This window comes from Micromonospora sp. NBC_01740 (genome assembly GCF_035920365.1).
Lineage (GTDB): Bacteria > Actinomycetota > Actinomycetes > Mycobacteriales > Micromonosporaceae > Micromonospora > Micromonospora reichwaldensis.
Genome location: NZ_CP109150.1, coordinates 6,122,541 through 6,146,040, shown reverse-complemented (window position 1 = coordinate 6,146,040; position 23,500 = coordinate 6,122,541). Strand labels below are relative to the sequence as shown.

Genomic DNA, 23,500 nt, shown 5'->3' with positions numbered 1-23,500 from the left:
AACGAAAGGAGCTCGTCGTGGCCAACCCCGACGCGCAGGGCGTCACCGGCGCCCCCTTCCGGCTCGACGTCGAGCGCGGCAAGATCCGCGAGTTCGCGCTGGCCACCGGAGCGGCCGACGCGGCCTACCTGCGGGAGGAAGACCCGGTCGTACAGCCGACGTTCCTCACGACGACCTTCTTCTGGCAGGGCGAGGACGCCAACCCGTGGCCGGCGGTCGAGCTCGACCAGCAGCGCGGCCTGCACGCCGAGCAGCAGTACACCTTCTTCGGCGAGCCGCCGCGCGCCGGGACCAGGCTCACCTGCCAGTCGCGCATCGGCGAGATCTACACCAAGGTGGGGCGCCGCGGCGGTGAGATGACCTTCGCGGTGATGTACACCGACTTCCGCGACGAGACCGGGCGTCTCGTCGCCCAGGCCAAGCTCACCGGGGTCGAGACGGCCCGGCCGCCGGACACCGGGGCCGCGACGCAGGACGGAGCCTCCGCATGAGCGACACGACCGTCACCACCCGGCCCGGCACGACCGAGGTCGGCCTGCCCGTACCGGCGGCCCCGCCGGCGCGTGTCCACGGCCCGGTGACCCGCACCGACTTCGTCCGCTACCAGGGCGCCTCGGGTGACATGAACCCGATCCACCACGACGAGGTCTTCGCCAGGGCCGCCGGGTTCCCGAGCCCCTTCTCGGTGGGCATGTGGCAGGCCAGCCTGCTCGGCACGTACGCCACCGACTGGCTCGGCGGCCGGAACGTGCGTGACTTCCGCATCCGGTTCCTGGCCCAGGTGTGGCCGGGCGACACCCTCACGCTCGAGGGCGTTCCGCTGCGCACCTACGTGATCGAGGGTGCGGACGGACGTGAGGGCCGCGTCGACGTCGAGCTGACCTGCCGGCGTCAGACCGGCGACACGGCCGTCACCGCCTGGGCGACGTTCGTGCTGCCCGAGGCGGCCCTCGACGCCGCGACACCCGGGACCGGCGAGCGGCCCGAGACCACCGAGGAGCAGGGATGAGCCCCACGACCCACGCATCCGTGACGACGACCGTGCACCCCGACGGGATCGCCGAGGTCGTCGTGGACAACCCGCCGGTCAACGCGCTGCCCGTGGCCGGCTGGTTCGCCCTCGCCTCCGCCCTCGACGCCGCCGGCGCCGACGAGTCGGTGCGGGTCGTCGTGCTGCGCGCCGAGGGCCGCGGCTTCAACGCCGGCGTCGACATCAAGGAGATGCAGCACACCGACGGCTTCACCGCGCTGCTCGGCGCCAACCGCGGCTGCTACGCCGCGTTCAAGGCCGTCTACGAGTGCCCCGTCCCGGTCGTCACCGCCGTCAACGGCTTCTGCCTCGGGGGCGGCATCGGCCTGGTCGGCAACTCCGACGTCATCGTCGCCTCCGACGACGCCACCTTCGGCCTGCCCGAGGTCGACCGCGGCGCCCTCGGTGCCGCGACCCACCTGTCCCGGATGGTGCCCCAGCACCGGATGCGCGCCATGGTCTACACCTCGGCCACGGCCACCGCCCAGGAGCTGCACGCGTACGGCTCGGTCCACAGCGTCGTACCCCGCGAGCGGCTGCGCGAGGCGGCGTTCGCCGTCGCGACGCAGATCGCCGCGAAGGACCCCATCGTCATCCGGGCCGCGAAGGCCTCCCTCAACGGCATCGACCTGTGGGACGTCAACCGCAGCTACCGCTTCGAGCAGGGCTTCACCTTCGAGCTCAACCTCACCGGGGTCGCCGACCGGATCCGCGACGAGTTCGCCGGCACCGACAAGGCGGCGCGCCCGGGCAGCGAGGGCTGAGCCGTGCGTGCGATGGTGGTCCGTGAGCTCGGGGGTCCCGAGGTGCTCACGCTCACGGACGGGCCGCAGCCGCAGCCCGGCCCCGGGCAGGTGCTCGTCGACGTCGTCGGCGCCGGGGTGAACTTTCCCGACGGCCTCATCGTCGCCGGCACCTACCAGACCAGGCCGGAGCTGCCGTTCGTGCCCGGCTGCGAGGTCGCCGGCACGGTCGCGGCGCACGGCGACGGGGTGACCGGCCCGCCCGTCGGCACCCGCGTCATCGGCTTCTGCGGCATCGGCGGCTACGCCACCCAGGTGCTCGTCGACGCCCGCCTGGTCCACCCGTTGCCCGAGGGCATCGACCTCGTCGAGGCCAGCACGATTCCCGTCGTCTACGGCACGTCGTACCACGGGCTCGTCGACCGGGCCGGTCTCGCCGCCGGCGAGACGCTGCTCGTGCTCGGCGCCTCCGGTGGCGTCGGCCTCACCGCCGTGCAGATCGGCAGGGCCCTCGGCGCGACCGTGATCGCGGCCGCCTCGAGCGAGGACAAGCGCGAGCTGTGCCTGGCGCACGGGGCCGACCACGCCATCGGCTACGACGACCTGACGGCGACGGTGCACGAGCTGACCGGCGGCGCCGGTGCCGACGTCGTCTACGACCCCGTCGGCGGCGACGCCGCCACCGCGGCGCTGCGTACCCTCGCGTGGGCCGGGCGGTTCCTCACCGTCGGCTACGCGACGGGCGAGATCCCGCAGGTCAAGCTCAACCGGCTGCTGCTCACCGAGGGCGCGGTGCTGGGGGTCCTCTGGGGCGCCTGGGCCAAGCGCAACCCGGAGGCCAACGCCGCGAACATGACGACGCTGCTCGGGTGGATCGCCGCCGGCCGGCTGAGGCCACACGTCAGCGAGGTCTTCCCGCTGGAGGAGGCCGCCCGCGCGCTCGGCACCGTGCTGAACCGTGGCGCCCGCGGCAAGATCGCCCTCCGGATGAAAGCAGGCAAGGAATGAAGGTGGCTGACCCGACCGAGCTGACCCAGATGGACCTCGGCCCCGGCCCGCGCTCGCGGGAACTGCTCGCGACGTTGCGCACGTTCATGGCCGAGCACGTCTACCCCGCCGAGAAGGTGTACGCCGCCGAGCTCGGCGCCGCGGCCCGCGAGAACGGGGGAGTGTCCCACGTCCTGCCGCCGGTCGTCGAAGAGCTGAAGGTCACGGCGCGCGAGCTGGGTCTGTGGAACCTCTTCCTGCCTGACCTGTCGGGCCTCACCAACCTCGAGTACGCCTACCTGGCCGAGGAGACCGGACGCTCGCCCTACCTCGCTCCCGAGGCGCTCAACTGTGCCGCGCCGGACACGGGCAACATGGAGCTGCTGCACCTGTTCGGCACGCGCGAGCAGAAGCGACAGTGGCTCACCCCGTTGCTCGAGGGCACCATGCGTTCCGGCTTCGCGATGACCGAGCCGGACGTCGCCTCCTCCGACGCGCGCAACATCGCCACCTCGATCGTGCGCGACGGCGACGCGTACGTCGTCAACGGCCGCAAGTGGTGGACGACCGGCGCGGCGGACCCGCGCTGCGACATCCTCGTGCTGATGGGCAAGACGGACCCGGAGGCGGCCGTCTACCGGCAGCAGTCCATGGTCCTCGTGCCGGTCGACACCCCCGGGGTGACGATCGTGCGCTCGCTGCCGATCTTCGGCTACCACGACCAGCACGGCCACTGCGAGATCCGGTTCGACGACGTACGCGTGCCGGTGACGAACCTGCTCGGCGCCGAGGGCGACGGTTTCGCGATCGCCCAGGCCCGCCTCGGCCCGGGCCGCATCCATCACGCGATGCGCTGCATCGGCATGGCCGAGCGCGGCCTCGAACTCTTGGTGCGCCGGACGATGGCCCGCGAGGCGTTCGGCGGCCCGCTCTCCGAGCAGGGCGTGGTGCGCACCTGGATCGCCGAGTCCCGCCTGGAGATCGAGCAGGCCCGCCTGCTCGTGCTCAAGACGGCCTGGCTCATCGACCGGGTCGGGCCCGAGGGTGCGGCGACCGAGATCGCCGCGATCAAGGTCGTCGCGCCGCGGGTCGCCCGCAACGTGCTGGACCGTTCGATCCAGGCGCACGGCGGTGGTGGGGTCACCGACGACTTCCCGATGGCCCGGATGTGGGCCAGCGCCCGGATCCTCGGCATCGCCGACGGCCCGGACGAGGTGCACCTGCGCACGGTGGCGCGCACGCAACTGCGCCGCTACCGGGACGCGGCGCCGACGGGCGCCGCCGAGACGAGGAGGGGCTGAGATGGACCTGACCTGGTCGGCGCAGGACGAGCAGTTCCGGGCGGAGGCCCGCGACTGGCTCGCGGCGAACGTGCCGCGGCAGCCGCTGCCCTCCGGGGACACCGCGGAGGGCTTCGCCGCGCACCTGGGGTGGGAGCGGACGCTGCACGCCGACCGGTGGTCGGTCGTGTCGTGGCCCAGGGAGTACGGCGGCCGCGATGCCTCGATCTGGCAGTGGCTCATCTTCGAGGAGGAGTACTACCGGGCCGGTGCGCCGCAGCGGGTGACGCAGAACGGCATCTTCCTGCTGGCCCCGACGATCTTCGAGTTCGGCACGAAGGAGCAGCAGGACGAGTTGCTGCCGCGGATGGCGGCGGCGCGGGACCTGTGGGCCCAGGGCTGGTCGGAGCCGAACGCGGGCAGCGACCTGGCGGGGATCCGGTCCCGGGCGGTACGGGACGAGCAGGCCGGCGGGTGGCGCCTGAGCGGGCAGAAGACGTGGTCGACCCGGGGCGCGTTCTGCACCCACCTGTTCGGTTTGTTCCGCACCGACCCGCAGGCCCAGCGGCATCGGGGACTGACGTACTTCCTCGTGCCGCTGGACACCCCGGGCGTGACGGTGCGCGGGTTCGACCGGCTCGACGGTGACGAGGGCTTCGCCGACGTGTTCTTCGAGGACGCGTTCGTACCGGACTCGGCGGTTCTCGGCGGCGTCGACCAGGGCTGGTCGGTCGCGATGTCGACGACCGGGTCGGAGCGGGGCCTGACGCTGCGCTCACCGGGGCGTTTCCGCAAGGCGGCCGACGCGCTCGTGGCGCTCGCGGGCGAGCGGGCCGAGGCGGCGACCGATCTGCTCCGCGACCGGGTGGCGCGCTCGTGGATGCAGGCGCACGCCTACCAGCAGTTCACGCTCGCGCAGGTCACCGACATCGTCGAGGGTCGCCCGGCCGGTGCGCGGTCGAGCCTCAACAAGGTCTTCTGGTCCGAGCTGGACATCGCGTTGCACGAGACGGCGCTGGAACTGCTCGGTCCGGACGCGCTCGTTGACGGCCCCTGGACCCGCGGCTACCAGTTCTCGCTGTCGGGTCCGATCTACGCGGGCACCAACGAGATCCAGCGCAACATCATCGCCGAGCGCCTGCTCGGTCTGCCGAGGAGGTGACCAGGCGTGCGGTTCGCTCCGAGTGACGAGCAGCGTGACCTTGAGGCGGTCGTCCGTCAGGTGCTCACCGAACGGTGCCCGCCGGCGACGGTGCGCGCCGGAGCCGGGTCGGCGCAGGTGGCCTCGCTGGCCGAGAGCCTGGCCGGCCTCGGCGTGGCGGGGCTGCTCGTGGCCGAGGACGACGGCGGGCTGGGTCTGGACGAGAACCACCTCGTGTCGGTCTTCGCGCAGATCGGATACTCCGCCGCCCCGCTGCCGCTCGCGGCGACCCTCGCGGTCGCTCCGGCGGTGCTCGCCTCGGGCGCCCCGGACCTGCTGGCGAGCCTCGTCGAGGGGTCGCTCACGGTCGGTGCCGACCCTGCGGCGACCGGGCGGGTCGCGTTAGGTTCCGGTGTCGACCTGGTGCTGAGCGGCGGCTTCGGCGGGACCGGGCGCATCGAGGTTCTCGACGTGTCCGAGGCGGCGGCCTCGGCGTCGCCGTCGGTGGACTTCGCGCTGGACCTGACCGGGTACGCGGGCGCGCGGCTCGTGGCGACCGTGGACGACCCGCGGGTGGTGCGGCTGGCCTGGGAGCGGGGAGTGCTGGCGGCCTCGGCCGAGCTTGTCGGGCTGTCCCGACGGATGCTCGAACTCACAGTCGAGCACGTGCGCGCCAGGGAGCAGTTCGGGGTGCCGATCGGCAGCTTCCAGGCGGTCAAGCACCACCTCGCCACGGCGCTGCTGCAACTGGAGTTCGCCGCGCCGGTGGTGGCGACGGCCGGGTTCGAGCTGGCCGCGGGCGTCCCGGGCCGGCTGCGCTCACTGGCGACGGCCAAGGCGTTGGCGTCCGAGGCGGCGCACGTCGTGGGCCGGGCTGCCCTGCAGTGCCACGGCGCGATCGGTTACACGACCGAGTACGACCTGCAGCTGTTCCTCAAACGGTCGTGGGCTCTGGAGGCGTCGTGGGGCAGCGCCTCCTGGCATCGGGCGGCGCTGCTGGAGGACCTCGGTGTCGGCCTGACCGGCGCGCGCCCCGCGTCCTGACCGCTGGCCCCGTAGGCACTCACCGGCGGCCCCGACCCTCACGACGTACATCCGACCCCGGGGCGAGAAGGAGATCCAGATGAGCGAGACCAGCGACGCGGCGGTGGAGGTCGTCCGGTACGAGACGCGGGGGCCGGTGGCCGTCGTGACGATGAACCGACCGGAGTACCGCAACGCGCAGAACTCCGCGATGACCTATGCCCTCGACGACGCGTTCTACCGCGCGGCCGCCGACGACGAGGTGAAGGTCATCGTCCTGGCGGGTGCGGGGAAGCACTTCTCGGCCGGCCACGACATCGGCACGCCGGGTCGGGACGTCGACTCGTCGTTCGACCGGCGGGCGGGCCTGTGGTGGGACCACGTCGGAAAGGCCGGGGTGGACAGCCGGCTCGCCCGCGAGTCCGAGGTGTACCTCGGGATGTGCCGCCGCTGGCGTGAGCTGCCCAAGCCGACGATCGCCATGGTGCAGGGAGCGTGTGTCGCCGGTGGCCTCATGCTCGCCTGGGCGTGCGACCTGATCGTCGCGTCGGACGACGCGTTCTTCGCCGATCCGGTCGTGCGCATGGGGATCCCCGGGGTCGAGTACTTCGCCCACCCGTGGGTGCTGGGTCCGCGGTTCGCCAAGGAGTTCCTCTTCACCGGCGACCGGATGCCGGCGGCGCGCGCGGCCGAGCTCGGCATGGTCAACCGGGTCGTCGCCAGGGACGACCTCGAGGCGGAGGTCATGGGGCTCGCCGCGCGGATCGCACAGATGCCGCGGCTGGGTCTCGCGCTGACCAAGAAGGCGGTCAACCAGGCCGAGGACCTCATGGGCCTGCGGGACGGGATGGATGCGGTGTTCGGGCTGCACCACGCGGCCCACGCGCACAACGCCGAGGTGGGCACCGACTCCCTCGGCGGCCAGGACGCCCGGAGCATGCGTGACGCCGCGAGAAGGGAAGGGTGAGCGATGAACATCGTCGTACTCGTCAAGCAGGTGCCCGATTCGGGCGCGGACCGCAGCCTGCGTGCTGACGACAACACCGTCGACCGCGGTTCGGCGAACAACGTGATCAACGAGATGGACGAGTACGCCATCGAGGAGGCGTTGAAGATCAAGGAGGCGCACGGGGGCGAGGTGACGGTTCTGACGATGGGTCCGGACCGGGCGACCGAGTCGATCCGTAAGGCGCTGTCCATGGGTCCGGACAAGGCGGTGCACGTGGTGGACGACGCCCTGCACGGGTCCTGCGCCGTGGCGACGTCGAAGGTCCTCGCTGCCGCGCTCGGTCAGTTGAACGCCGATCTGGTGTTGTGTGGCAGCGAGTCGACCGACGGCCGGGTGCAGGTCCTGCCGCACATGCTCGCCGAGCGGTTGGGCATCGCGGCGTTGACCGGCGCCCGCAAGCTCACCGTGGACGGTGCGACGTTGACGGTGGAGCGGCAGACCGAGGAGGGCTACGAGGTGGTCACCGCCACCGCGCCCGCCGTGGTGTCCGTGTGGGACACCATCAACGAGCCGCGCTACCCGTCCTTCAAGGGCATCATGGCGGCGAAGAAGAAGCCGGTGCAGACGCTCTCCCTGGCCGATCTCGGGGTGGCTGCGGCGGAGGTGGGTTTCGAGGGTGCGACCAGCGCGGTGTTGGAGCATTCGAAGCGTCCGCCGCGTTCCGGTGGGGCGAAGGTCACCGACGAGGGCGACGGCGGCGTGAAGCTGGTCGAGTTCCTCGCCACCGAGAAGTTCGTGTGAGGGGTTGGGGTCATGTCTGAGGTTCTGGTCGTCGTCGAAGCCACTCGGGAGTTCGGCGTCAAGAAGGTCACCCTGGAGATGCTCACCCTGGCCCGCGAGTTGGGCACGGCGAGCGCGGTCGTGCTCGGTGGCCCCGGTGCTGCTGAGGCGTTGAGCGCCAAGTTGGGTGAGTACGGCGCGGAGAAGATCTACGCGGCCGAGAGCGAGGAGATCGACGGCTACCTGGTGGCCCCGAAGGCGACCGTGGTGGCCGAGCTGGTCTCGCGCGTGCAGCCGGCGGCGGTGCTGTTGGCGTCGTCGCAGGAGGGCAAGGAGATCGCTGCCCGGCTGGCGGTGAAGTTGGGCAACGGCATCCTGACCGACGTGGTCGCCCTGGCCGCGGACGGCACCGCGACGCAGGTGGCGTTCGCCGGTTCCACGATCGTGAAGTCGAAGGTGACCCGTGGTCTGCCGCTGGTGACGGTCCGGCCGAACTCGGTGAACCCGGTCCCGGCGGCGGCCACCCCGGCCGTCGAGCAGCTCACCGTCGCGGTGACGGACACCGACAAGCTGGCCAGGGTCGTCGAGCGGGTGGCCGAGCAGAAGGGTTCGCGTCCGGAGCTGACCGAGGCCGGTGTGGTGGTCTCCGGTGGTCGTGGTGTGGGTAACGCCGACAACTTCAAGCTGGTCGAGGAGTTGGCCGACCTGCTCGGCGGCGCCGTGGGGGCGTCGCGCGCGGCTGTGGACTCCGGTTACTACCCGCACCAGTTCCAGGTGGGTCAGACCGGCAAGACGGTGTCCCCGCAGCTCTACGTGGCGCTCGGTATCTCGGGTGCGATTCAGCACCGGGCGGGTATGCAGACCTCGAAGACGATCGTCGCGGTCAACAAGGACGGCGAGGCGCCGATCTTCGAGCTGGCCGACTTCGGTGTGGTGGGCGACCTGTTCAAGATCGTCCCGCAGGCCGCGGACGAGATCCGCAAGCGCACGTGACACGGCAGTGTCGATGATGCCTACGGCGGATCCCTCCCACCTGCTCGTCATAGGGCATCGGGAAAGAGCCTGATCGCGACGTAGCGCGCGGCCGGGTGCGGAAGCTGTCCGGGGATGCCGAGAATATGGGGGCCGTTCCCCGTACCGGTCGCCGCAGGCGCGGTGACATTCTCGTTGCCGTCCGTCAGCGACGAGTTTCCTGGAGTGGTGCGCATGGACGAGCAGGTACGGGTGCAGGTCATCGCCGCCGACCCGGCGGTACGGGTCGGTGTCGACGAGATGGTGCGGGTGTGCCCGGAGCTGACCGTGGTGGTCGACCGGCCGGACGTGGTGCTGGTGGTGACCGACGAGGTCGGCGACGCGGTGCTGGTCCTGCTGCGCTCGCTGTCCCGCGCCGGCCGGCGGGTGCTGCTGGTGGCCGACACGTTGCGGGAGTCGGACGTGGTCGAGGCCGTGGCGGCGGGTGCCGGCGGGCTGCTGCGCCGTTGTGAGGTCCGCCCGGACCGGCTGCGTCCGGCGATCCGGGCGACGGCCGGAGGCAGCTTCACCGTGCCGTCGGACCTGCTGGGGGACCTGCTGACCCGGGCCGACGAGCGGGCCCCGGAACGGCCGGCGGCCCGGCAGCTCACCAAGCGGGAGCGGGCGGTGCTGCTCATGCTCGCCGACGGGCACGAGACCGAGGAGATCGCCCGCTCGCTGGCCTACTCGGTCCGCACCGTGACGGGCATCGTGCACACGATCACCCACCGGTGGCAGGTGCGCAACAGGGCGCACGCCGTGGCGTGCGCCCTGCGCGAGGGGCTCATCTGAGCCGGACGCGCCGGGTCAGATCAGCCCGTGCCGGATGGCGTACGCGGTCGCGTGGACCCGGTTGGAGACCTGCAACCGGGCCATGAGGTCGTAGATCATGTTCTTCACGCTGTGTGGTGAGCAGCGCAGTTCCCGCGCGATCCCCGCGTTGTCGTACCCCTCGGCGACGAGTTCGAGCACCCGGAGCTGCTGGGCGGTGAGTACGGGCTTCGACGCGTTCCTCATGATCGTCTCCTGGGCCGTGTGGTGGTGACCTACCGACCCAGGCTAGGAACGGCTCGTCGCTCGCTCATCGGGCCGCCGCACCCAGATTGCCGGCCGCCGCCCCCGCATTTTCCGCACCGGTGCCCACGACCCACTGCCGGGCCAACCGCCCGACCGCCTCCTCCGGACGGCGCACCGCCGCGGCGAGGATCCCGCTGAAGCCGGCGGCGAACGAAGCGGCCCGGTCGGCGGTGAACAGGTCGTCGTGGTACTGCAGGCACCCGGTCAGCCGCGTTCCTTCCCCTCGTACGGTGAGCAGCAGGTCGAAGGGGGAACCGTCCTGACCGTGCCGGAACGGCTCGGCGGTCACCCCGGGCAGCCGGAGCCGACCGGTCAGGTCGCCGAGGGTCTGGAAGGCGACCTGGACCAGCGGGTTGTGGCCCAGGTCGCGCTTCGGACGCAGCGCCGTCACCAGCCGGTCGAAGGGGAAGCCCTGGTGCCGGTACCCGGCCAGCGCCACGTCACGTACCCGCAGCAGCAGGTCGGTGAAGGCCGCCTCGGGCGGGCAGGGCACCCGCAGGGCGAGGGTGTTGGCGAACATCCCGATCCCGTTCTCGGCCGCCTCCGTGTCGCGGTTCGCGGCGAACGTGCCGACCACCAGGTCGTCGCGGCCGGCGAGCTGTCCGATCAGCACGGTGAACGCGGTGAGCAGCACCATGAACGGGGTCGAGCCGGTGGCCCGGGCCAGCGTCCGCACCGCGGCGGTGGTCTCCGCCGACAGGCCGAACCGGACGGTGGCCCCGCTCTGCCGCAGTCGCGCCGGTCGGGGCAGGTCGGTCGGGAGGTCCAGGGTGGGCGGCGCGCCGGCGAGGTGCCGGCGCCAGTAGTCGAGGTCGGCCGGGTCGGTCGCCGGCAGTGGGGCCGGCGGCAGCGGGTCGACGGCCGCCGTGTCGCCCCGGCGGCGGCGCGCGTACGCCTGGCAGAGGTCGCGCCACAGCACGTCCATCGACCAGTCGTCGGCGACGACGTGGTGGACGGTGGCGGCCAGGACGTGCTCCTCGGGGGCCAGCCGCAGCAGGGTGACCCGCAGCAGCGGCCCCTCGGCGAGCGCGAACGGCACGGCGGCGAGCCGATCGACGGCCGCCCGCGCCTCGGTGAGGTCGGCGACGGTGCGCACCTCGACCGGCACCCGGGCGTCCGGCCCGATCTCCGCGTACGGCACGCCGCGCCGGGACCGGAAGGTGGTCCGCAGGGCCGGATGCCGGCGCACCGTGTCCGCCAGGGCGGCGCGCAGCGCGTCGACGTCGACCGGTCCGCGCAGCCGGTAGGACTCGGTGATCGTGTAGGTGGTCGATCCCGGATCGAGCTGGTCGGCGAACCAGATCCGGTGCTGGGCGGCGCTGAGGGCCCCGGTGGCCGACCGGTCGGCGTCGACGTCCGGTGCGCCCGGCGGCACGGTCGCGCCGGTTGCGGCACCGGTGCCGGCCGCCGCCCGGCCGGCCCCGACGAGGTCGGCCACGGTGGCGGTGAGCACGTCGGCGGGGGAGAGCGACCGGCCCCACAGGTGGCGCAGGCGGGAGCAGACCCGGGTGGCCGCCAGCGAGTCGCCGCCCAGCTCCACGAAGGTGTCGTGCACCCCGACCGGCCCGGCGCCGAGCACCTCGGCCCAGATACCGGCGAGCCGGCGCTCGTCGTCGGTACGCGGGTCGACCCGCTCGCCGTCGGCGAGCCGGTGCCCGTCGGGCGCCGGCAGGGCCGCCCGGTCCAGTTTGCCGCTCGGCCCGACCGGCAACGCCGGCACGGCCACGAACGCCGACGGCACCATGTGCCCGGGCAGCCGCTCGGCGAGGTGGGCCCGGAGCACCCGGACGCCGGGGACGGCGCCGGCCACCACGTACCCGACGAGCTGCCCGGCGTGCACGGCCGTGGCGGCGGCCCGTACCCCCGGCACGGTACGCAGCGCCGCGTCGATCTCACCCAGCTCGACCCGGTGGCCCCGGATCTTGACCTGGTGGTCGATCCGGCCCAGGTAGTCCACCGCCCCGTCGGGCAGCCGCCGGGCCAGGTCCCCGGTGCGGTACAGCCGGGAGCCGGGCGGGCCGAACGGGTCGGGGACGAACCTCTCGGCGGTCAGCCCGGGCCGGCCCAGGTAGCCCCGGGCGAGCTGGACCCCGGCCAGGCAGAGCTCGCCGACCTCCGCCGCTTCGCCGCGCTCGTCGAGGATGTGGGTGCGGGTGTTCGCCACCGCGTGGCCGATGCTGACCGGCTCACCCGCCCGGCAGCGCGAAGCGGTCACCTCCACCGCCGCCTCGGTCGGGCCGTAGAGGTTGAGCAGCTCGCAGCCGATCAGCTCGTCGGCCTCGGTGACTAGGTCACCGGTGAGCTCCTCACCGCTGCAGACGATCCGGCGCAGGGTGGGCAGGCGGGCGCCGGCGTCGCGGACCTCGGCGAGGAACGCCCGCAGCATCGACGGTACGAAGTGGACCGCGGTTATCCCGTACCGGCGGATCGTGTCGATCAGGTAGGCCGGGTCGCGGTGTCCGCCGGGGCGGGCCATCACCAGCCGCGCGCCGGCGGCCAGGGTGCCGAAGATCTCCGGCACCGAGACGTCGAAGCCGTACGGGGTCTTCTGGAGCACCCGGTCGTCGGGGCCCAGCGGATGCGCGTCCAGCCCCCAGCGGACCCGGTTGACGATGGCCCGGTGCGGGATCACCACGCCCTTGGGCCGGCCGGTGGACCCGGAGGTGTAGATGACGTACGCCGGATGATCCGCGTCGACGGTGACCCGCGGCGCCCGGGCCGGCCGACCGGGGGTCTCCCGGCCCACCGACACGGTGGCGACGCTCCGGCCCGCCTCGGCGAGGGCCGGCAGGCCCGGGTCGGTCACCACGGTGTCCAGCCCGGCGTCGGCCACCAGCAGGGAGATCCGCCGGGCCGGGTGCTCCGGGTCCAGCGGCACGTAGGCGGCTCCGGCGGTGAGGACGCCGAGCAGGGCCACCACCAGGTCGCCGCTCCGGTGCAGGCACACCCCGACCCGGGACTCGGGGCCGACGCCCCGCGAGACCAGCAGGTCGGCGAGCTGGTCGGCCCGCCGCACCAGTTCGGCGTAGCTGAGCTGCTCCCGTTCGGTGACCACCGCGACGGCGGCCGGGGTGTGCGCCGCCTGCCCGTGCACCAGCTCGTGCAGGGCCGGCTGTCCCGGGTAGCTCCTGGCCGTGTCGTTCCACGGTGCGACGCCCGGCTCAGTCGGCATCCGGGTCCTCCGGCGCGATGGTCAGGAAGTCGGGCAGGCGGGTGCCGACGCCGTCGCGTTCCGCGGCCCGCCGCACCAGCTCGGCCACGGCGAGGTCGAGCACGCCCAGGCCGAACGGCGAGTAGACGGTGACCCGTTCCGGGTCGTGCCGCCAGCCGGCCCGGTCCAGGATCTCGCCGATGCCGGCGGCGATGAAGTCGCGGTTGCCGGTCTCCTGCTCCGCCAGGTGCAGCGAGGTGGCCGCCCGGCAGACGTGGTCGGCGTCGTCGACGACGTTGACCGCGCGGCGGACGTCCGCCGGGAAGATGTCCCGCAGCGACAGGTGCAGCACGAGTGTCCCGGGCCGGCAGTGCGCCAGCCCCAGGTGCGGAACGCCCGCCGTCGTGGCCAGGCAGACCAGCGGGTGGGCGCCGAGCGCCTCCTCGACGCCGCCCGCGACGCGCACCTTCAGGTCCCACCGCGCGCAGCGCCGGGCGAACGCGGCGGCCCGCCCGGCGTCCAGGTCGAAGACGGTCACCTCCGTCAGGCCGGGCAGCGCCGCGCGGAGGAACCGCAGCACCTCGAAGTTGATCACGCCGCAGCCGATCAGGGAGACGCCGCCGGCGGGCGGGGCGAGGGCGCCGGCGGCCAGGGCGGCGCTGGCGGCCGTCCGCCGGGCGGAGATCGTGGAGCCCTCGATCAGCGCGACCGGGTGGCCGTCGGTCATCGAGTTCACGACGATCGCGGCGGAGGCGCGGGCCAGCCCCCGGTCGACGTTGCCGGGGAACGACGAGATCCACTTCATGCCGGCGACCGGGGAATCATCGCCCAGGTACGCGGGCAGCCCGATGATCCGGTTGCGGGCGTCCTCCGGGAACCGCAGGAACACCGAGTGCGGCAGCACCGTACGCCCCCGCGCGTGCAGGACGTAGGCGCGGCGGACCGCGTCCAGGACGGCGTCCTCCCGGTCGGCCAGGATCTGCCGGACCTCGCCGGCGGACACGATCAGCATGACGGCACGTCCATGGTTTGGTCCCTCCACAGGTGGGTGACGTCGCCGAAGTGCCCGGTCACCCAGTCGTCGTCGTAGATCGTGTTCAGGTAGCGCTCACCCCGGTCGGGAAAGATCAGCGCGCAGGTCGCGCCGGCCGGGATCAGGTCGCGCAACTGCTCCAGGGCGGCCACCACCGCCCCGGACGAGCCACCGGCGAGGATGGCCTCCCGGCGGGCCAGCCGGCGGCAGCCGACCACACAGTCCAGGTCGTCGACGTGCATCACCTTGTCGGCCAGCCCGTCCCGGTAGAGCTTCGGTCGGACCCCCGCGCCGTGGCCGGGGATGAGCCGCTTGCGTGGGGGGTGGTCACCGAAGATCGCGCTGCCCGCGGCGTCCACCGCGACGATGGTCAGCGCCAGCTCGTGCCGGCGCGCGTAGTCGGCGCAGCCGCGCAGTGTGCCGCAGGAACTGGTCGCGCAGAACAGGAAGTCCAGCGGGGCGGGCACCCCCTCGACGATCTCCCGCATGGTGGTCTCGTGGGCGCGGGGGTTCAACGGGTTGCCGTACTGGTCCGGCCACCAGGCGTTCGGGATGGTCGCGACCAGCTCCTGGACCCGGCGGATGCGCTGCGGCAGGTACTCGCCCGTGGCCGGGTCGGTGCGGGTCACCACCTCCACCTCGGCGTCGAACGCGCGCATGACCGCGATGTTCTGCGCGTTCGTGCGGGGGTCCACCACGCAGATGAACCGGATGCCGAAGTAGCGGCACACCTGGGCCAGCCCGATGCCGAGATTGCCCGAACTGGACTCGACCACCACCGACCGGCCGGGTTGCAGCTGCCCGGTCCGCAGCCGGTCGATGAGCATGCCCAAGGCCGAGCGGTCCTTGATGCTGCCGCCCGGGTTGTGCGCCTCCAGCTTCGCCCACAGGGTGAACGCGGCGTCCGGCATGAGCTTGTCGAGCCGGACCAGTGGGGAGCCGCCGATCGTGGTCAGCACCCCGCCGACGTCGGTCTCATCGGCCCGCATGTTCACTCCCGCTACGGGGATCCGTAGCGGCCCGCAGGGTGTTACCGGAAACGGTCGCGGTGCCGGGGATCGCCTCGGCCGGGTCGTCGGTGGTGCCGAGCATCCGGTTGGCCTCGTCCACCATCACCACCCGGGGCGAGTACCCCTTGGCGTCCGGGTCGGCCATCGCCGCGTAGCTGATGATGATGACCAGGTCGCCGGGGTGGATCAGCCGGGCGGCGGCCCCGTTGATCCCGATGACCCCGCTGCCGCGCCTGCCGGCGATGACGTACGTCTCCAGGCGGGCGCCGTTGTTGATGTCCACCACGTGCACCTGCTCGCCGGCGAGCAGGTCGGCGGCGTCCATCAGATCCTCGTCGATGGTCAGCGAGCCGACGTAGTGCAGGTCGGCCTGGGTGACCACCGCGCGGTGGATCTTCGACTTGAGTATGGTGCGCAACACCTTCAGCTCCTCCTTGAGGGCTCGATCGGCAGAAAGCCCGCTCGACGTATCGAGCGGCTGAGCGTCGCCAGGGCGGCGAGCAGGACCATCCAGACGGCCATCGACCACGCGGCGGGTGCCGGCCCGAGCGACTCCAGCAGGAAGCCGCCGACCAGGGAACCGAGCGCGACCGCGCCGTTGGCCAGCAGGCTGACCGCGCTGAGCACCCGGCCCTGGATGCGGTCGGGGGTGATGGCCATCTGGTACCCGGCGACCGCCACGTTCCAGATCGGCCCCACGAACCACATCAGGGCGTACGCGGCGCCGATCAGGTAGCGGTCGTCGGTGAGGGCGATGACGCAGGTCATCAGCGCCCACACCCAGTTCGCGGCGATGACGATCGCGCGCATCGGGAACCGCCCGGCGCACCACGTCGCCACCAGTGAGCCGAGCACCCCGCTGGTGCCGGCCACACCGAGCAGCAGGCCGATGGCGGCCGGGGCCGCACCGGCGGCCTCGAACGCCACGATGATGATCAGAAACAGGACGCGGAACAGCAGGTTGCTGCCGGCGACCAGCAGGGTGGCCGTGCGCAGGAACGGCTGCCCCCACAACCACCGCAGCCCGTGCGTGAGTTCGGCGGCCAGCTTCCCGGGACGGGTGTCGGGGGCGGTAGCGTCGGCCGGCGCGGCCTGGAAGTCGCGGCGGATGAACAGCAGCGTCAGCAGGGAGACCAGGTAGGAGACGGTGTCCAGTACGAACGGCCAGATCCGCCCCAGCCCGAACAGCGCCCCGCCGAGCGGGGTGCCGGCCATCACCGCGGCCCGCTCCCGGGCCTCGTTGCGCGACAGCGCCGTGGTCACCTGGCTCGGGTGCACCACGTTCGGGATCGCCGCGCCGGCCGCCAGCTCGTACCCGACCGACAGCGTCCCCTCGACGAAACCGACGGCCAGCACGTGCCACAGGTGCAGCTCGTCGACGGCGATCGCCGCCACGATGCTGCCCACCCCCAGGGCCCGCAGCACGTCGCACCAGATCATCACCCGCCTGCGGTCCCACCGGTCCACCAGCGCCCCGGCCGGCAGCTGGAACAGCAGCGTCGGCAGCAGCGCCACGAAACCGGCCAGCCCGGCGGCCCCCGGCGAGCCGGTCAGCGCCAGCACCAGCAGCGGGTACGCCACCAGCGACGCGGTCGAGCCGAGCATGGAGACCGCCGACCCGCTCCACAGCAGCAGGAAGTCCCGGTTGCGGTGCAGCGGCGGGATCCGCTCCCCGACGACCGGAGCGTCGACCCGGCTCACCGGTCGCCACCGATCCGGCGGCGACCAGCGGTGCCCCCGCGCGCGGTCACCGGGCACCCCGGCGGGCGGCCACGTCGGCCAGCCGGCTCCGGGCGGTCAGCCTGGGCACCGCCGGCCGGTCGCCCAGCTTCGGATAGCCGGGCAGCGCCCCGACCAGCCGGGCGACGGTCGGGTGGTCGAACAGGGCCCGGACCGGCACGTCGACGCGGAGCAGGTCCCGCAGCCGGACCGCGACCCGGGTGGCCAGCAGCGAATGCCCGCCGACCTGGAAGAAGTTCTCGTGCACGCTCACCTCGCCGGTGCCGAGCACCTCGCCCCACACCTGCGCGACCGTCCGCTCGTCGGCGGTACGCGGCGCGACCCGCACGGGTTCCCTCCGCCCGCCGGCACCGGGTCGCGGCACCGGCAGGGCGTTGCGGTCGACCTTGCCGGTCGGGGTGAGCGGGAAGGCGTCCAGCGCCACGTAGGCGGCCGGGCACAGATAGTCCGGCAGCGTACGGAGCAGGAACTCGCGCAGCTGCTCGCCGGTCGGTACCGGGTGCCGCCCCCCGCCGACCAGGTACGCGACCAGCTCCTGCTCCCCGCCGTACCGCTGCGGGTGCACCACGGCGGCTCGGACGTGCTCGTGGGCCAGCAGCGCCGCCTCGACCTCGGCCGGTTCGATCCGGTGTCCCCGGATCTTCACCTGATGGTCGACGCGGCCGAGGATCTCCAGGTGCCCGTCGGCGTGCCAGCGGGCCAGGTCGCCGGTGCGGTACATGCGCGCGCCCGGCGCCGTGGAGTGCGGGTCGGGAACGAACTTCTCCGCCGTGAGGGCGGGCCGGCCCCGGTAGCCCCAGGCCACCCCGTCCCCGCCGATGTGGATCTCACCGGGGACGCCGACCGGTACCGGCTCCAGCCGCTCGTCCAGGATGTGGAGCCCGGCGTTCGGGGCCATGCCGAAGTTGACGGGTCGGCCGTCGGGGGCCAGCCGGGTCGTGGTCGACCAGACCGTGGTCTCGGTCGGCCCGTAGATGTCCCACACGGTGGCCCCGGTCGAGGCGAGCCGGACCGCCAGCCCGGTCGGCAGCTTCTCGCCGCCGCAGAGCACGGTCGCACCCGGCGGTGCGGACCAGCCGGAGTCCAGCAGCATCCGGTACGTCACCGGGGTGGCCTGGAGCACCGCCGGCTCGGCGCTGTCGATCAGCTCGGCCATCCGCTGCGGGTCCCGGGTCTGCTCCGCGTCGGCGATCACCACCCGGCCGCCGACCAGCAGCGGCAGGTACAGCTCCAGCACCGAGGGGTCGAACGACACGGTGGTCAGGCCGACCACGGTGGCCCCCGCCGGCAGCCCCGGCCGGTGCCGCATCGCGGCGAGGAAGTTGCCCAGCCCCCGGTGGCTGATCATCACCCCCTTCGGGGTGCCGGTCGAACCGGAGGTGTAGATGACGTACGCCAGGTCGTCGGCGGCCGGCCGGTCGGGCAGCCGGCGCTCGGGACGGGCGGCGATGGCCGCCCGCTCCGCGTCCAGCAGCACCGTCCGGATTCCGGCGGTGTCCAGCCGCCCGGCCAGCGCGGTCTCGGTCACCATCACCTGCGCGCCGGCGTCGGCCAGCATGAAGGCGGTCCGCTGCGCCGGGTAGTCCGGGTCCAGCGGCAGGTATGCGCTACCGGCGGCCAGCACCGCGAGGAACGCCACCACCAGGTCCGCGCTGCGGTTCAGGTGCACCCCGACCAGCGTCCCCGGCCCGACGCCCAGCTCCCGCAGGTGGTGGGCGAGGCGGTTGGTCCGGCGGTCCAGCTCGGCGTAGCTGAGCACGTCGGCGCCGAAGACCACCGCGTCCGCGTCCGGGGTGGCCGCCGCCTGCCGGGCGACCCACTCGGGCAGCGTCCCGTCCGGGACCGGCCGTGGTCCGCCGGCGCCGAGGCCGAGCAGGGCGCGCCGGTCGGGCTCCGGCAGCCCGCACCGGCGCGGATCGCCCGCCGGGTCGGCGACCATCGCCTCCAGCACCCGGCGGTAGGTCCGGGTGAGCAGGTCCAGGTGGCCGTCGGAGATCCGGTCGGTGCCGGCCTCGATGATCAGCTGACCGGGCTCGCTGGACACCGAGAGGCCGAACTCGTTCGGGGTGGTGTCGGTGATCGCCGACCGGTCGATGCCGTCGAGGTCGAGCACGTGCATGTCGGTGTAGTTGAAGAAGACGTCCACCAGCGGCTTCTGCTCGCCCCACTCGCGTTGCATCGCCGGCAGCGGGTAGTGCCGGTGCGGCCAGAGCGCGACCTCCCCGGCGAAGACCCGGCGGGCCTGCTCGGCCCAGGTCGACGCGGTCAGCTCCACCGTGAACGGCACGGTGTTGAGGAACATGCCCCGCACCTGGTCGCCGTCGGTCAGCTCGGGCCGCCCGTTGCAGACCAGCCCGCTGTGGAAGCGCCGCTGCCCGGTCACGACGCCCAGCACGGCCAGGTGCGCGGTGAACAACAGGCTCTTCAGGGGTACGTCAGCCGTGCGGGCCAGCTCCCGCAGCCCCGGCATCAGGTCGGCGAAGGGCAGCCGCACCGCCCGGTACCGGGCACCCGCACCCGCCCACGCCGCCGGGACGCTGAGCCGCTCGTGGGTCCGTACCCGCGACGCCCAGAACTCGCGGTCCACCCCGGCGGCCACCGCGCGGCGCTCCAGCGCCACCGCGTCGGCGAACCGGACGGCCGGCACCGGGGCGGGCCGGGGATCCTGCCCGTCGCGGATCCGCCGGTGGTACGCCAGCAGCTCCGGGACCAGCGAGTTCTGGCTCCAGCCGTCCAGGATGGCGTGGCTGTAGCTGACCAGCAGCCGCCACCGGTCGTCGGCCAGCTGGTAGGCGTGCAGCCGCAGCAGCGACGGCGTGCCCAGGTCGAAGCGGTCCCGGCGCTCCTCGGCGACCAGCCGGGCCACCGTGCCCTCCACCTCGGCGGCCGGCAGGTCCCGCAGGTCGGTGTGGCCGACCCGGATCTCCGCGTTCGGGTGGATGAGCTGGAGCGGTTCGCGGTAGGAGGTCAGGTCGATCGAGGCCCGCAGGATCTCGTGCCGGGCGGCGAGCAGTTGGGCGGCGGCGCGCAGGGCGGGCAGCGAGAGCGCGTCGCCCTCGACCGGGTAGCAGAGGCTGTTCAGGTACAGCTCGCCGGTCGGGTCGGCGAGCATCTCGTACGCCATGCCGGCCTGCGCCATCGACAGCGGGTACGCGTCGACGACGCCCTCGGGCAGTCGGGCCCGGTCCTCCTCGCCGATGAGCGCGAACCGGTCCACCAGGCGGGTGGCCTCGGCCGGCAGCCCGCCCTCCCGGGCGTCGACGGCCGCGGCGAGCTCGGCGACCGTCCGGTACCGGAAGAGGTCCGTGACGGTGAGATCGAGCCCCTGGTCGCGGAGGTTCCCGACGACCCGGATGGCGCGGATGCTGTCGCCGCCGATGTCGAAGAAGCGGTCGTGGATGCCGATCGGTCCGCCGTTCCCGGCGAGGGCCCGGGCGTAGGCGGCCACGATCAGGTGCTGGGTGGGGGTGCCCGGTGGGGTGTGCCCGCCGCTGCGCGCGGCGTGCGTGCCGGGCGGGGGGAGCGCGTTGCGGTCGATCTTCCCGCTGCTGGTCAGGGGGAGTACGGTGAGCGTGACCCAGTGGGTGGGGACCATGTACTCCGGCAGCCGCGCGCGCAGGTGGGCGCGCAGGGTGTCGGCGTCGACGGGGTGGCCGTCGGCGGCGACGAGGTAGGCGACGAGCTGCCGGTCGTCGCCGGGGCCGTGCGGGTGCACGACGGCGGTGCGGACGCCGGGGTGGTCGGCGAGGGCGGTTTCGATCTCGCCGAGTTCGATGCGGTTGCCCCGGATCTTGACCTGGTGGTCGAGGCGGCCGAGGTACTCGATCGTGCCGTCCGGGCGCCAGCGGGCCTGGTCGCCGGTGCGGTAGGCGCGTGCCCCGTCGTCGGCGGGGATGAAGCGTGCGGCGGTGAGCGCCGGCCGGCGGTGGTAGCCGCGGGCCAGCTGCACGCCGGTGAGCAGGAGCTCTCCGGGTACGCCGACGGGGACCGGGTTGCCCCAGGGGTCGTGGATGTGGGCGCCCGTGTTGGCGATGGGGCTGCCGATGGTGACGGTCTGCCCGGGGTGGACGCGGGCGGCCGTCACGTCGACGGCGGCCTCGGTGGGTCCGTAGAGGTTGTGCAGCTCCACGTCGAGGTGGGCGTGCACGGCGGCGGCGAGGTCGTCGGGCAGCGCCTCGCCGGAGCAGACGACGCGGCGCAGGTGGGGCAGGGCGGTGCGGGTGGCGGCGAGGTGGCCGGTGAAGGCGCGCAGCATCGAGGGCACGAAGTGGACGGTGGTGATGCGCCGCCGGACGATGGTCTCGGCGAGGTAGGCGGGGTCGCGGTGCCCGTCGGGGCGGGCCATGACGAGGGCGGCGCCGGTGGTCAGGGGCCAGAAGAACTCCCACACGCTGACGTCGAAGGTGTGCGGGGTCTTCTGCAGGATCCGGTCGGTGTGGTCGAGCCGGTAGGTGTCCTGCATCCAGCGGAGCCGGTTGACGATGGCGCGGTGGTCGACGAGGACGCCCTTGGGGCGGCCGGTGGAGCCCGAAGTGTAGATCAGGTAGGCGGGGCTGCGGTCGTCGGTGGTGACGCCGGGTCGTCCGGCGGGTTCGTCGGCGAGCGTCGGGTCGTCGAGGTGGACCCGTGGGCCGGGGGACCAGTCGTGCTGGTCCGGGACGTCGACCAGGGTGACGGGGTCGCCGGCGTCGGCGAGCATCCAGCGCAGCCGCTCGACGGGGTGGCCGGGGTCGAGCGGGAGGTAGGCGGCGCCGGTCTTGAGCACGGCGACGAGGGCCACGGCGAGGGCGACGCGGCGTCGCGCGCTGACGGCGACGATCCGTTCGGGTCCGGCGCCGAGGGCGATCAGCCGGTGGGCGAGCTGGTTGGCGCGGGCGTCGAGCTGGGCGTACGTCAGCTCCTCGTCGTCGTCGAGCACGGCGACCGCGTCCGGGGTGGCGTCGGCCTGCGCCTCGATCAGCCGGTGCAGCAGCGTGTGGCGGGGGTGCTCGACGGCGGTGTCGTTCCAGGCCGCGAGCTGGGCGGTCTCGGGGTCGGTGAGCAGGGGCAGCCGGGTGACCGGGGCGTCCGGGTCGGTGGCGACGGCGCTCAGCAACCGCTGGTAGTGCCCGGCCAGCCGCCGCGCGGTCGCGTCGTCGAACAACGCCGTCGCGTACTCGACGACGGCGGAGAAGGAGCCGTCCGCCTCCTCGGTCACCTGCACGGTCAGGTCGAACTTGGCGGTGTGCCAGAGCGTCGGCACCTGCCGCGCGCGCAGCCCCGCCCCGGCGAAGTCGGCCGCCGTGGCGTTCTGCATCACGAACATGGTCTGGAACAGCGGGTTGCGCGACAGGTCCCGTTCCGGGGACAGCGCGTCCACGATCCGCTCGAACGGCACGTCCTGGTGCGACTGCGCGTCCAGCACCGTCTCCCGGACCCGGGCCAGCACCTCGACGAAGGTCGGCTCGCCGGACAGGTCGGTCCGCAGCACCAGCGTGTTGACGAAGTACCCGATCAGGTCCTGGACCTCGGGGCGGGTACGCCCGGCGACCGGGGTGCCCACCGCGACGTCGGTCTGCCCGGTGTAGCGGGCCAGCAGCACCTGGAACGCCGCCAGCAGCACCATGAACGGGGTCGCCCGGTGCCGCCGCCCGATCGAGGCGAGGGTGCGACCGAGGTCGGCCGGCACGGTGAACGGCAGCGTCGCGCCCCGGGGGTCCTGCACGGCCGGGCGCGGCCGGTCGGTCGGCAGCTCCAGCGGCACGAGGCCGGCCAGCCGGTCGCGCCAGTGGTCGAGCTGCCCGGTCAGGCCGGCCGCCCGGTCCCGCTGCCGCACCGCGAAGTCCGCGTACTGGATTGGCGGCGGGGCGAGCGGGGACGGCTCGCCGGCGACGAGCGCGGGGTAGAGCGCGCCGAGTTCCCGGGCCAGCACGCCGACCGACCAGCCGTCGAACGCGATGTGGTGGGCGACCAGCACCATGACGTGCTCGTCCTCGGCGAGCCGGACCAGCCGGACCCGCAGCGGCGCGTCCCGACCCAGGTCGAACGGGGTGTTCGCCTCGTTCCGGATCAGCGAATCCAGCCGCTCGCGCCGCTGCGCCGGGGCGCAGCCGGTCAGGTCGACCACCGGCAGCTCGACCGGCTCGGGCGGGCCGACCACCTGGCTCGGCCGGCCGTCCACGACCCGGTAGCGGGTCCGCAGCACCTCGTGCCGCCGGACGACCTCCCACCAGGCGTCGCGGAGGGCCACCGGGTCCAGCGGGCCGGTCAACCGCCAGCTGAACGGCACGACGTACTCCGCGCCGCCGGGCCGGATCTGGTCGAGCAGCCACACCCCCTGCTGCGGGTAGGACAGCGGCAGCGGGCCGGTCGGCCGCCGCGGTGAACTCGGGGTGGCCGGCGACCGGTCCGGGGCCCGCCCGGCCAGCAGCGCCTCCACCAGCGCCCGACGACGGGCGTCGGTCGAGGTCGGGGACGGGTCCTCGGGAGTCGTCATTCCTTGCCCACCTGCGCCAACATCGTCTCCAATTCGGACTCGGACATCCCCGCCACCCGTTCCTCGACGG

General features: G+C 73.4%; 18 protein-coding genes. 11 read left to right on the top strand and 7 right to left on the bottom strand.

Annotated features, from left to right (window positions below; genetic code table 11):
* Positions 1-17: 17 nt before the first annotated feature.
* From OG989_RS26780 to OG989_RS26730, 11 genes are all read left to right on the top strand, one after another.
* Entirely contained in the window at positions 18-491 is a 474-nt protein-coding gene (locus OG989_RS26780; RefSeq protein ID WP_151454522.1) for an FAS1-like dehydratase domain-containing protein, read from the top strand.
* Complete coding sequence (locus tag OG989_RS26775; RefSeq protein WP_327028854.1) at positions 488-1,009, top strand: MaoC/PaaZ C-terminal domain-containing protein; 522 nt, start codon at positions 488-490, stop codon at positions 1,007-1,009. Before OG989_RS26780 ends, OG989_RS26775 begins: the two co-directional genes overlap by 4 nt.
* Positions 1,006-1,794 carry an enoyl-CoA hydratase family protein gene (locus OG989_RS26770; RefSeq protein ID WP_327028853.1) on the top strand — a complete coding sequence of 263 codons (789 nt, stop codon included), beginning with the start codon at positions 1,006-1,008 and terminating at the stop codon, positions 1,792-1,794. The genes OG989_RS26775 and OG989_RS26770 overlap by 4 nt, the downstream gene beginning before the upstream one ends.
* A gap of 42 nt (positions 1,795-1,836) precedes the next feature.
* Entirely contained in the window at positions 1,837-2,781 is a 945-nt protein-coding gene (locus OG989_RS26765; RefSeq protein ID WP_327028852.1) for an NADPH:quinone oxidoreductase family protein, read from the top strand.
* Positions 2,782-2,810: 29 nt separating this feature from the next.
* Positions 2,811-4,061, top strand: a complete 1,251-nt coding sequence (locus OG989_RS26760) for an acyl-CoA dehydrogenase family protein (protein WP_151454530.1) — start codon at positions 2,811-2,813, stop codon at positions 4,059-4,061.
* A gap of 1 nt (position 4,062) precedes the next feature.
* Entirely contained in the window at positions 4,063-5,202 is a 1,140-nt protein-coding gene (locus tag OG989_RS26755) for an acyl-CoA dehydrogenase family protein (RefSeq protein ID WP_327028851.1), read from the top strand.
* A gap of 6 nt (positions 5,203-5,208) precedes the next feature.
* On the top strand, positions 5,209-6,225 hold the full coding sequence (locus tag OG989_RS26750) for an acyl-CoA dehydrogenase (RefSeq protein ID WP_327028850.1): 1,017 nt from the start codon (positions 5,209-5,211) through the stop codon (positions 6,223-6,225).
* A 79-nt stretch (positions 6,226-6,304) separates the two neighbouring features.
* A complete protein-coding gene (locus OG989_RS26745) occupies positions 6,305-7,171 on the top strand; it encodes an enoyl-CoA hydratase (protein WP_327028849.1) in 867 nt (288 codons plus the stop codon).
* 3 nt (positions 7,172-7,174) lie between these two features.
* Positions 7,175-7,954: an electron transfer flavoprotein subunit beta/FixA family protein gene (locus OG989_RS26740; RefSeq protein WP_327028848.1), complete on the top strand. Its 780-nt coding sequence runs from the start codon at positions 7,175-7,177 to the stop codon at positions 7,952-7,954.
* A gap of 12 nt (positions 7,955-7,966) precedes the next feature.
* The gene (locus OG989_RS26735; RefSeq protein ID WP_327028847.1) at positions 7,967-8,926 is read left to right on the top strand and encodes an electron transfer flavoprotein subunit alpha/FixB family protein; all 960 of its coding nucleotides are present in this window, start codon (positions 7,967-7,969) and stop codon (positions 8,924-8,926) included.
* Between the two features lie 213 nt (positions 8,927-9,139).
* Positions 9,140-9,736 (top strand): response regulator transcription factor, encoded by a 597-nt coding sequence (locus OG989_RS26730; RefSeq protein WP_327028846.1) that lies wholly within the window; start codon positions 9,140-9,142, stop codon positions 9,734-9,736.
* A gap of 15 nt (positions 9,737-9,751) precedes the next feature.
* On the opposite strand, the gene OG989_RS26725 is transcribed toward OG989_RS26730, so the two are convergent.
* From OG989_RS26725 to OG989_RS26695, 7 genes are all read right to left on the bottom strand, one after another.
* The gene (locus OG989_RS26725) at positions 9,752-9,961 is read right to left on the bottom strand and encodes a response regulator transcription factor (RefSeq protein WP_121401277.1); all 210 of its coding nucleotides are present in this window, start codon (positions 9,959-9,961) and stop codon (positions 9,752-9,754) included.
* Between the two features lie 64 nt (positions 9,962-10,025).
* Entirely contained in the window at positions 10,026-13,193 is a 3,168-nt protein-coding gene (locus tag OG989_RS26720; protein ID WP_327028845.1) for an amino acid adenylation domain-containing protein, read from the bottom strand.
* Positions 13,183-14,184 (bottom strand): 2,3-diaminopropionate biosynthesis protein SbnB, encoded by a 1,002-nt coding sequence (gene sbnB / locus OG989_RS26715; RefSeq protein ID WP_327028844.1) that lies wholly within the window; start codon positions 14,182-14,184, stop codon positions 13,183-13,185. Before sbnB ends, OG989_RS26720 begins: the two co-directional genes overlap by 11 nt.
* Positions 14,178-15,194, bottom strand: a complete 1,017-nt coding sequence (gene sbnA / locus OG989_RS26710) for a 2,3-diaminopropionate biosynthesis protein SbnA (RefSeq protein ID WP_151456348.1) — start codon at positions 15,192-15,194, stop codon at positions 14,178-14,180. The genes sbnB and sbnA overlap by 7 nt, the downstream gene beginning before the upstream one ends.
* Entirely contained in the window at positions 15,181-15,636 is a 456-nt protein-coding gene (panD, locus tag OG989_RS26705) for an aspartate 1-decarboxylase (protein ID WP_327028843.1), read from the bottom strand. Before panD ends, sbnA begins: the two co-directional genes overlap by 14 nt.
* Before the next feature lie 2 nt (positions 15,637-15,638).
* Positions 15,639-16,916, bottom strand: a complete 1,278-nt coding sequence (locus OG989_RS26700) for an MFS transporter (protein ID WP_151456349.1) — start codon at positions 16,914-16,916, stop codon at positions 15,639-15,641.
* Positions 16,917-16,962: 46 nt separating this feature from the next.
* On the bottom strand, positions 16,963-23,430 hold the full coding sequence (locus tag OG989_RS26695; RefSeq protein ID WP_327028842.1) for a non-ribosomal peptide synthetase: 6,468 nt from the start codon (positions 23,428-23,430) through the stop codon (positions 16,963-16,965).
* Positions 23,431-23,500: the final 70 nt, after the last annotated feature.

Bases quoted from the DNA above. Each gene is read 5' to 3' on its own strand.
- OG989_RS26740 (WP_327028848.1), top strand. From the start codon at position 7,175: ATGAACATCGTCGTACTCGTCAAGCAGGTGCCCGATTCGGGCGCGGAC.
- OG989_RS26720 (WP_327028845.1), bottom strand. From the start codon at position 13,193: ATGCCGACTGAGCCGGGCGTCGCACCGTGGAACGACACGGCCAGGAGC.
- sbnB (WP_327028844.1), bottom strand. From the start codon at position 14,184: ATGCTGATCGTGTCCGCCGGCGAGGTCCGGCAGATCCTGGCCGACCGG.
- OG989_RS26730 (WP_327028846.1), top strand. From the start codon at position 9,140: ATGGACGAGCAGGTACGGGTGCAGGTCATCGCCGCCGACCCGGCGGTA.
- OG989_RS26775 (WP_327028854.1), top strand. From the start codon at position 488: ATGAGCGACACGACCGTCACCACCCGGCCCGGCACGACCGAGGTCGGC.
- sbnA (WP_151456348.1), bottom strand. From the start codon at position 15,194: ATGCGGGCCGATGAGACCGACGTCGGCGGGGTGCTGACCACGATCGGC.
- OG989_RS26770 (WP_327028853.1), top strand. From the start codon at position 1,006: ATGAGCCCCACGACCCACGCATCCGTGACGACGACCGTGCACCCCGAC.
- OG989_RS26735 (WP_327028847.1), top strand. From the start codon at position 7,967: ATGTCTGAGGTTCTGGTCGTCGTCGAAGCCACTCGGGAGTTCGGCGTC.
- OG989_RS26695 (WP_327028842.1), bottom strand. From the start codon at position 23,430: ATGACGACTCCCGAGGACCCGTCCCCGACCTCGACCGACGCCCGTCGT.
- OG989_RS26760 (WP_151454530.1), top strand. From the start codon at position 2,811: ATGGACCTCGGCCCCGGCCCGCGCTCGCGGGAACTGCTCGCGACGTTG.
- OG989_RS26725 (WP_121401277.1), bottom strand. From the start codon at position 9,961: ATGAGGAACGCGTCGAAGCCCGTACTCACCGCCCAGCAGCTCCGGGTG.
- OG989_RS26755 (WP_327028851.1), top strand. From the start codon at position 4,063: ATGGACCTGACCTGGTCGGCGCAGGACGAGCAGTTCCGGGCGGAGGCC.
- OG989_RS26745 (WP_327028849.1), top strand. From the start codon at position 6,305: ATGAGCGAGACCAGCGACGCGGCGGTGGAGGTCGTCCGGTACGAGACG.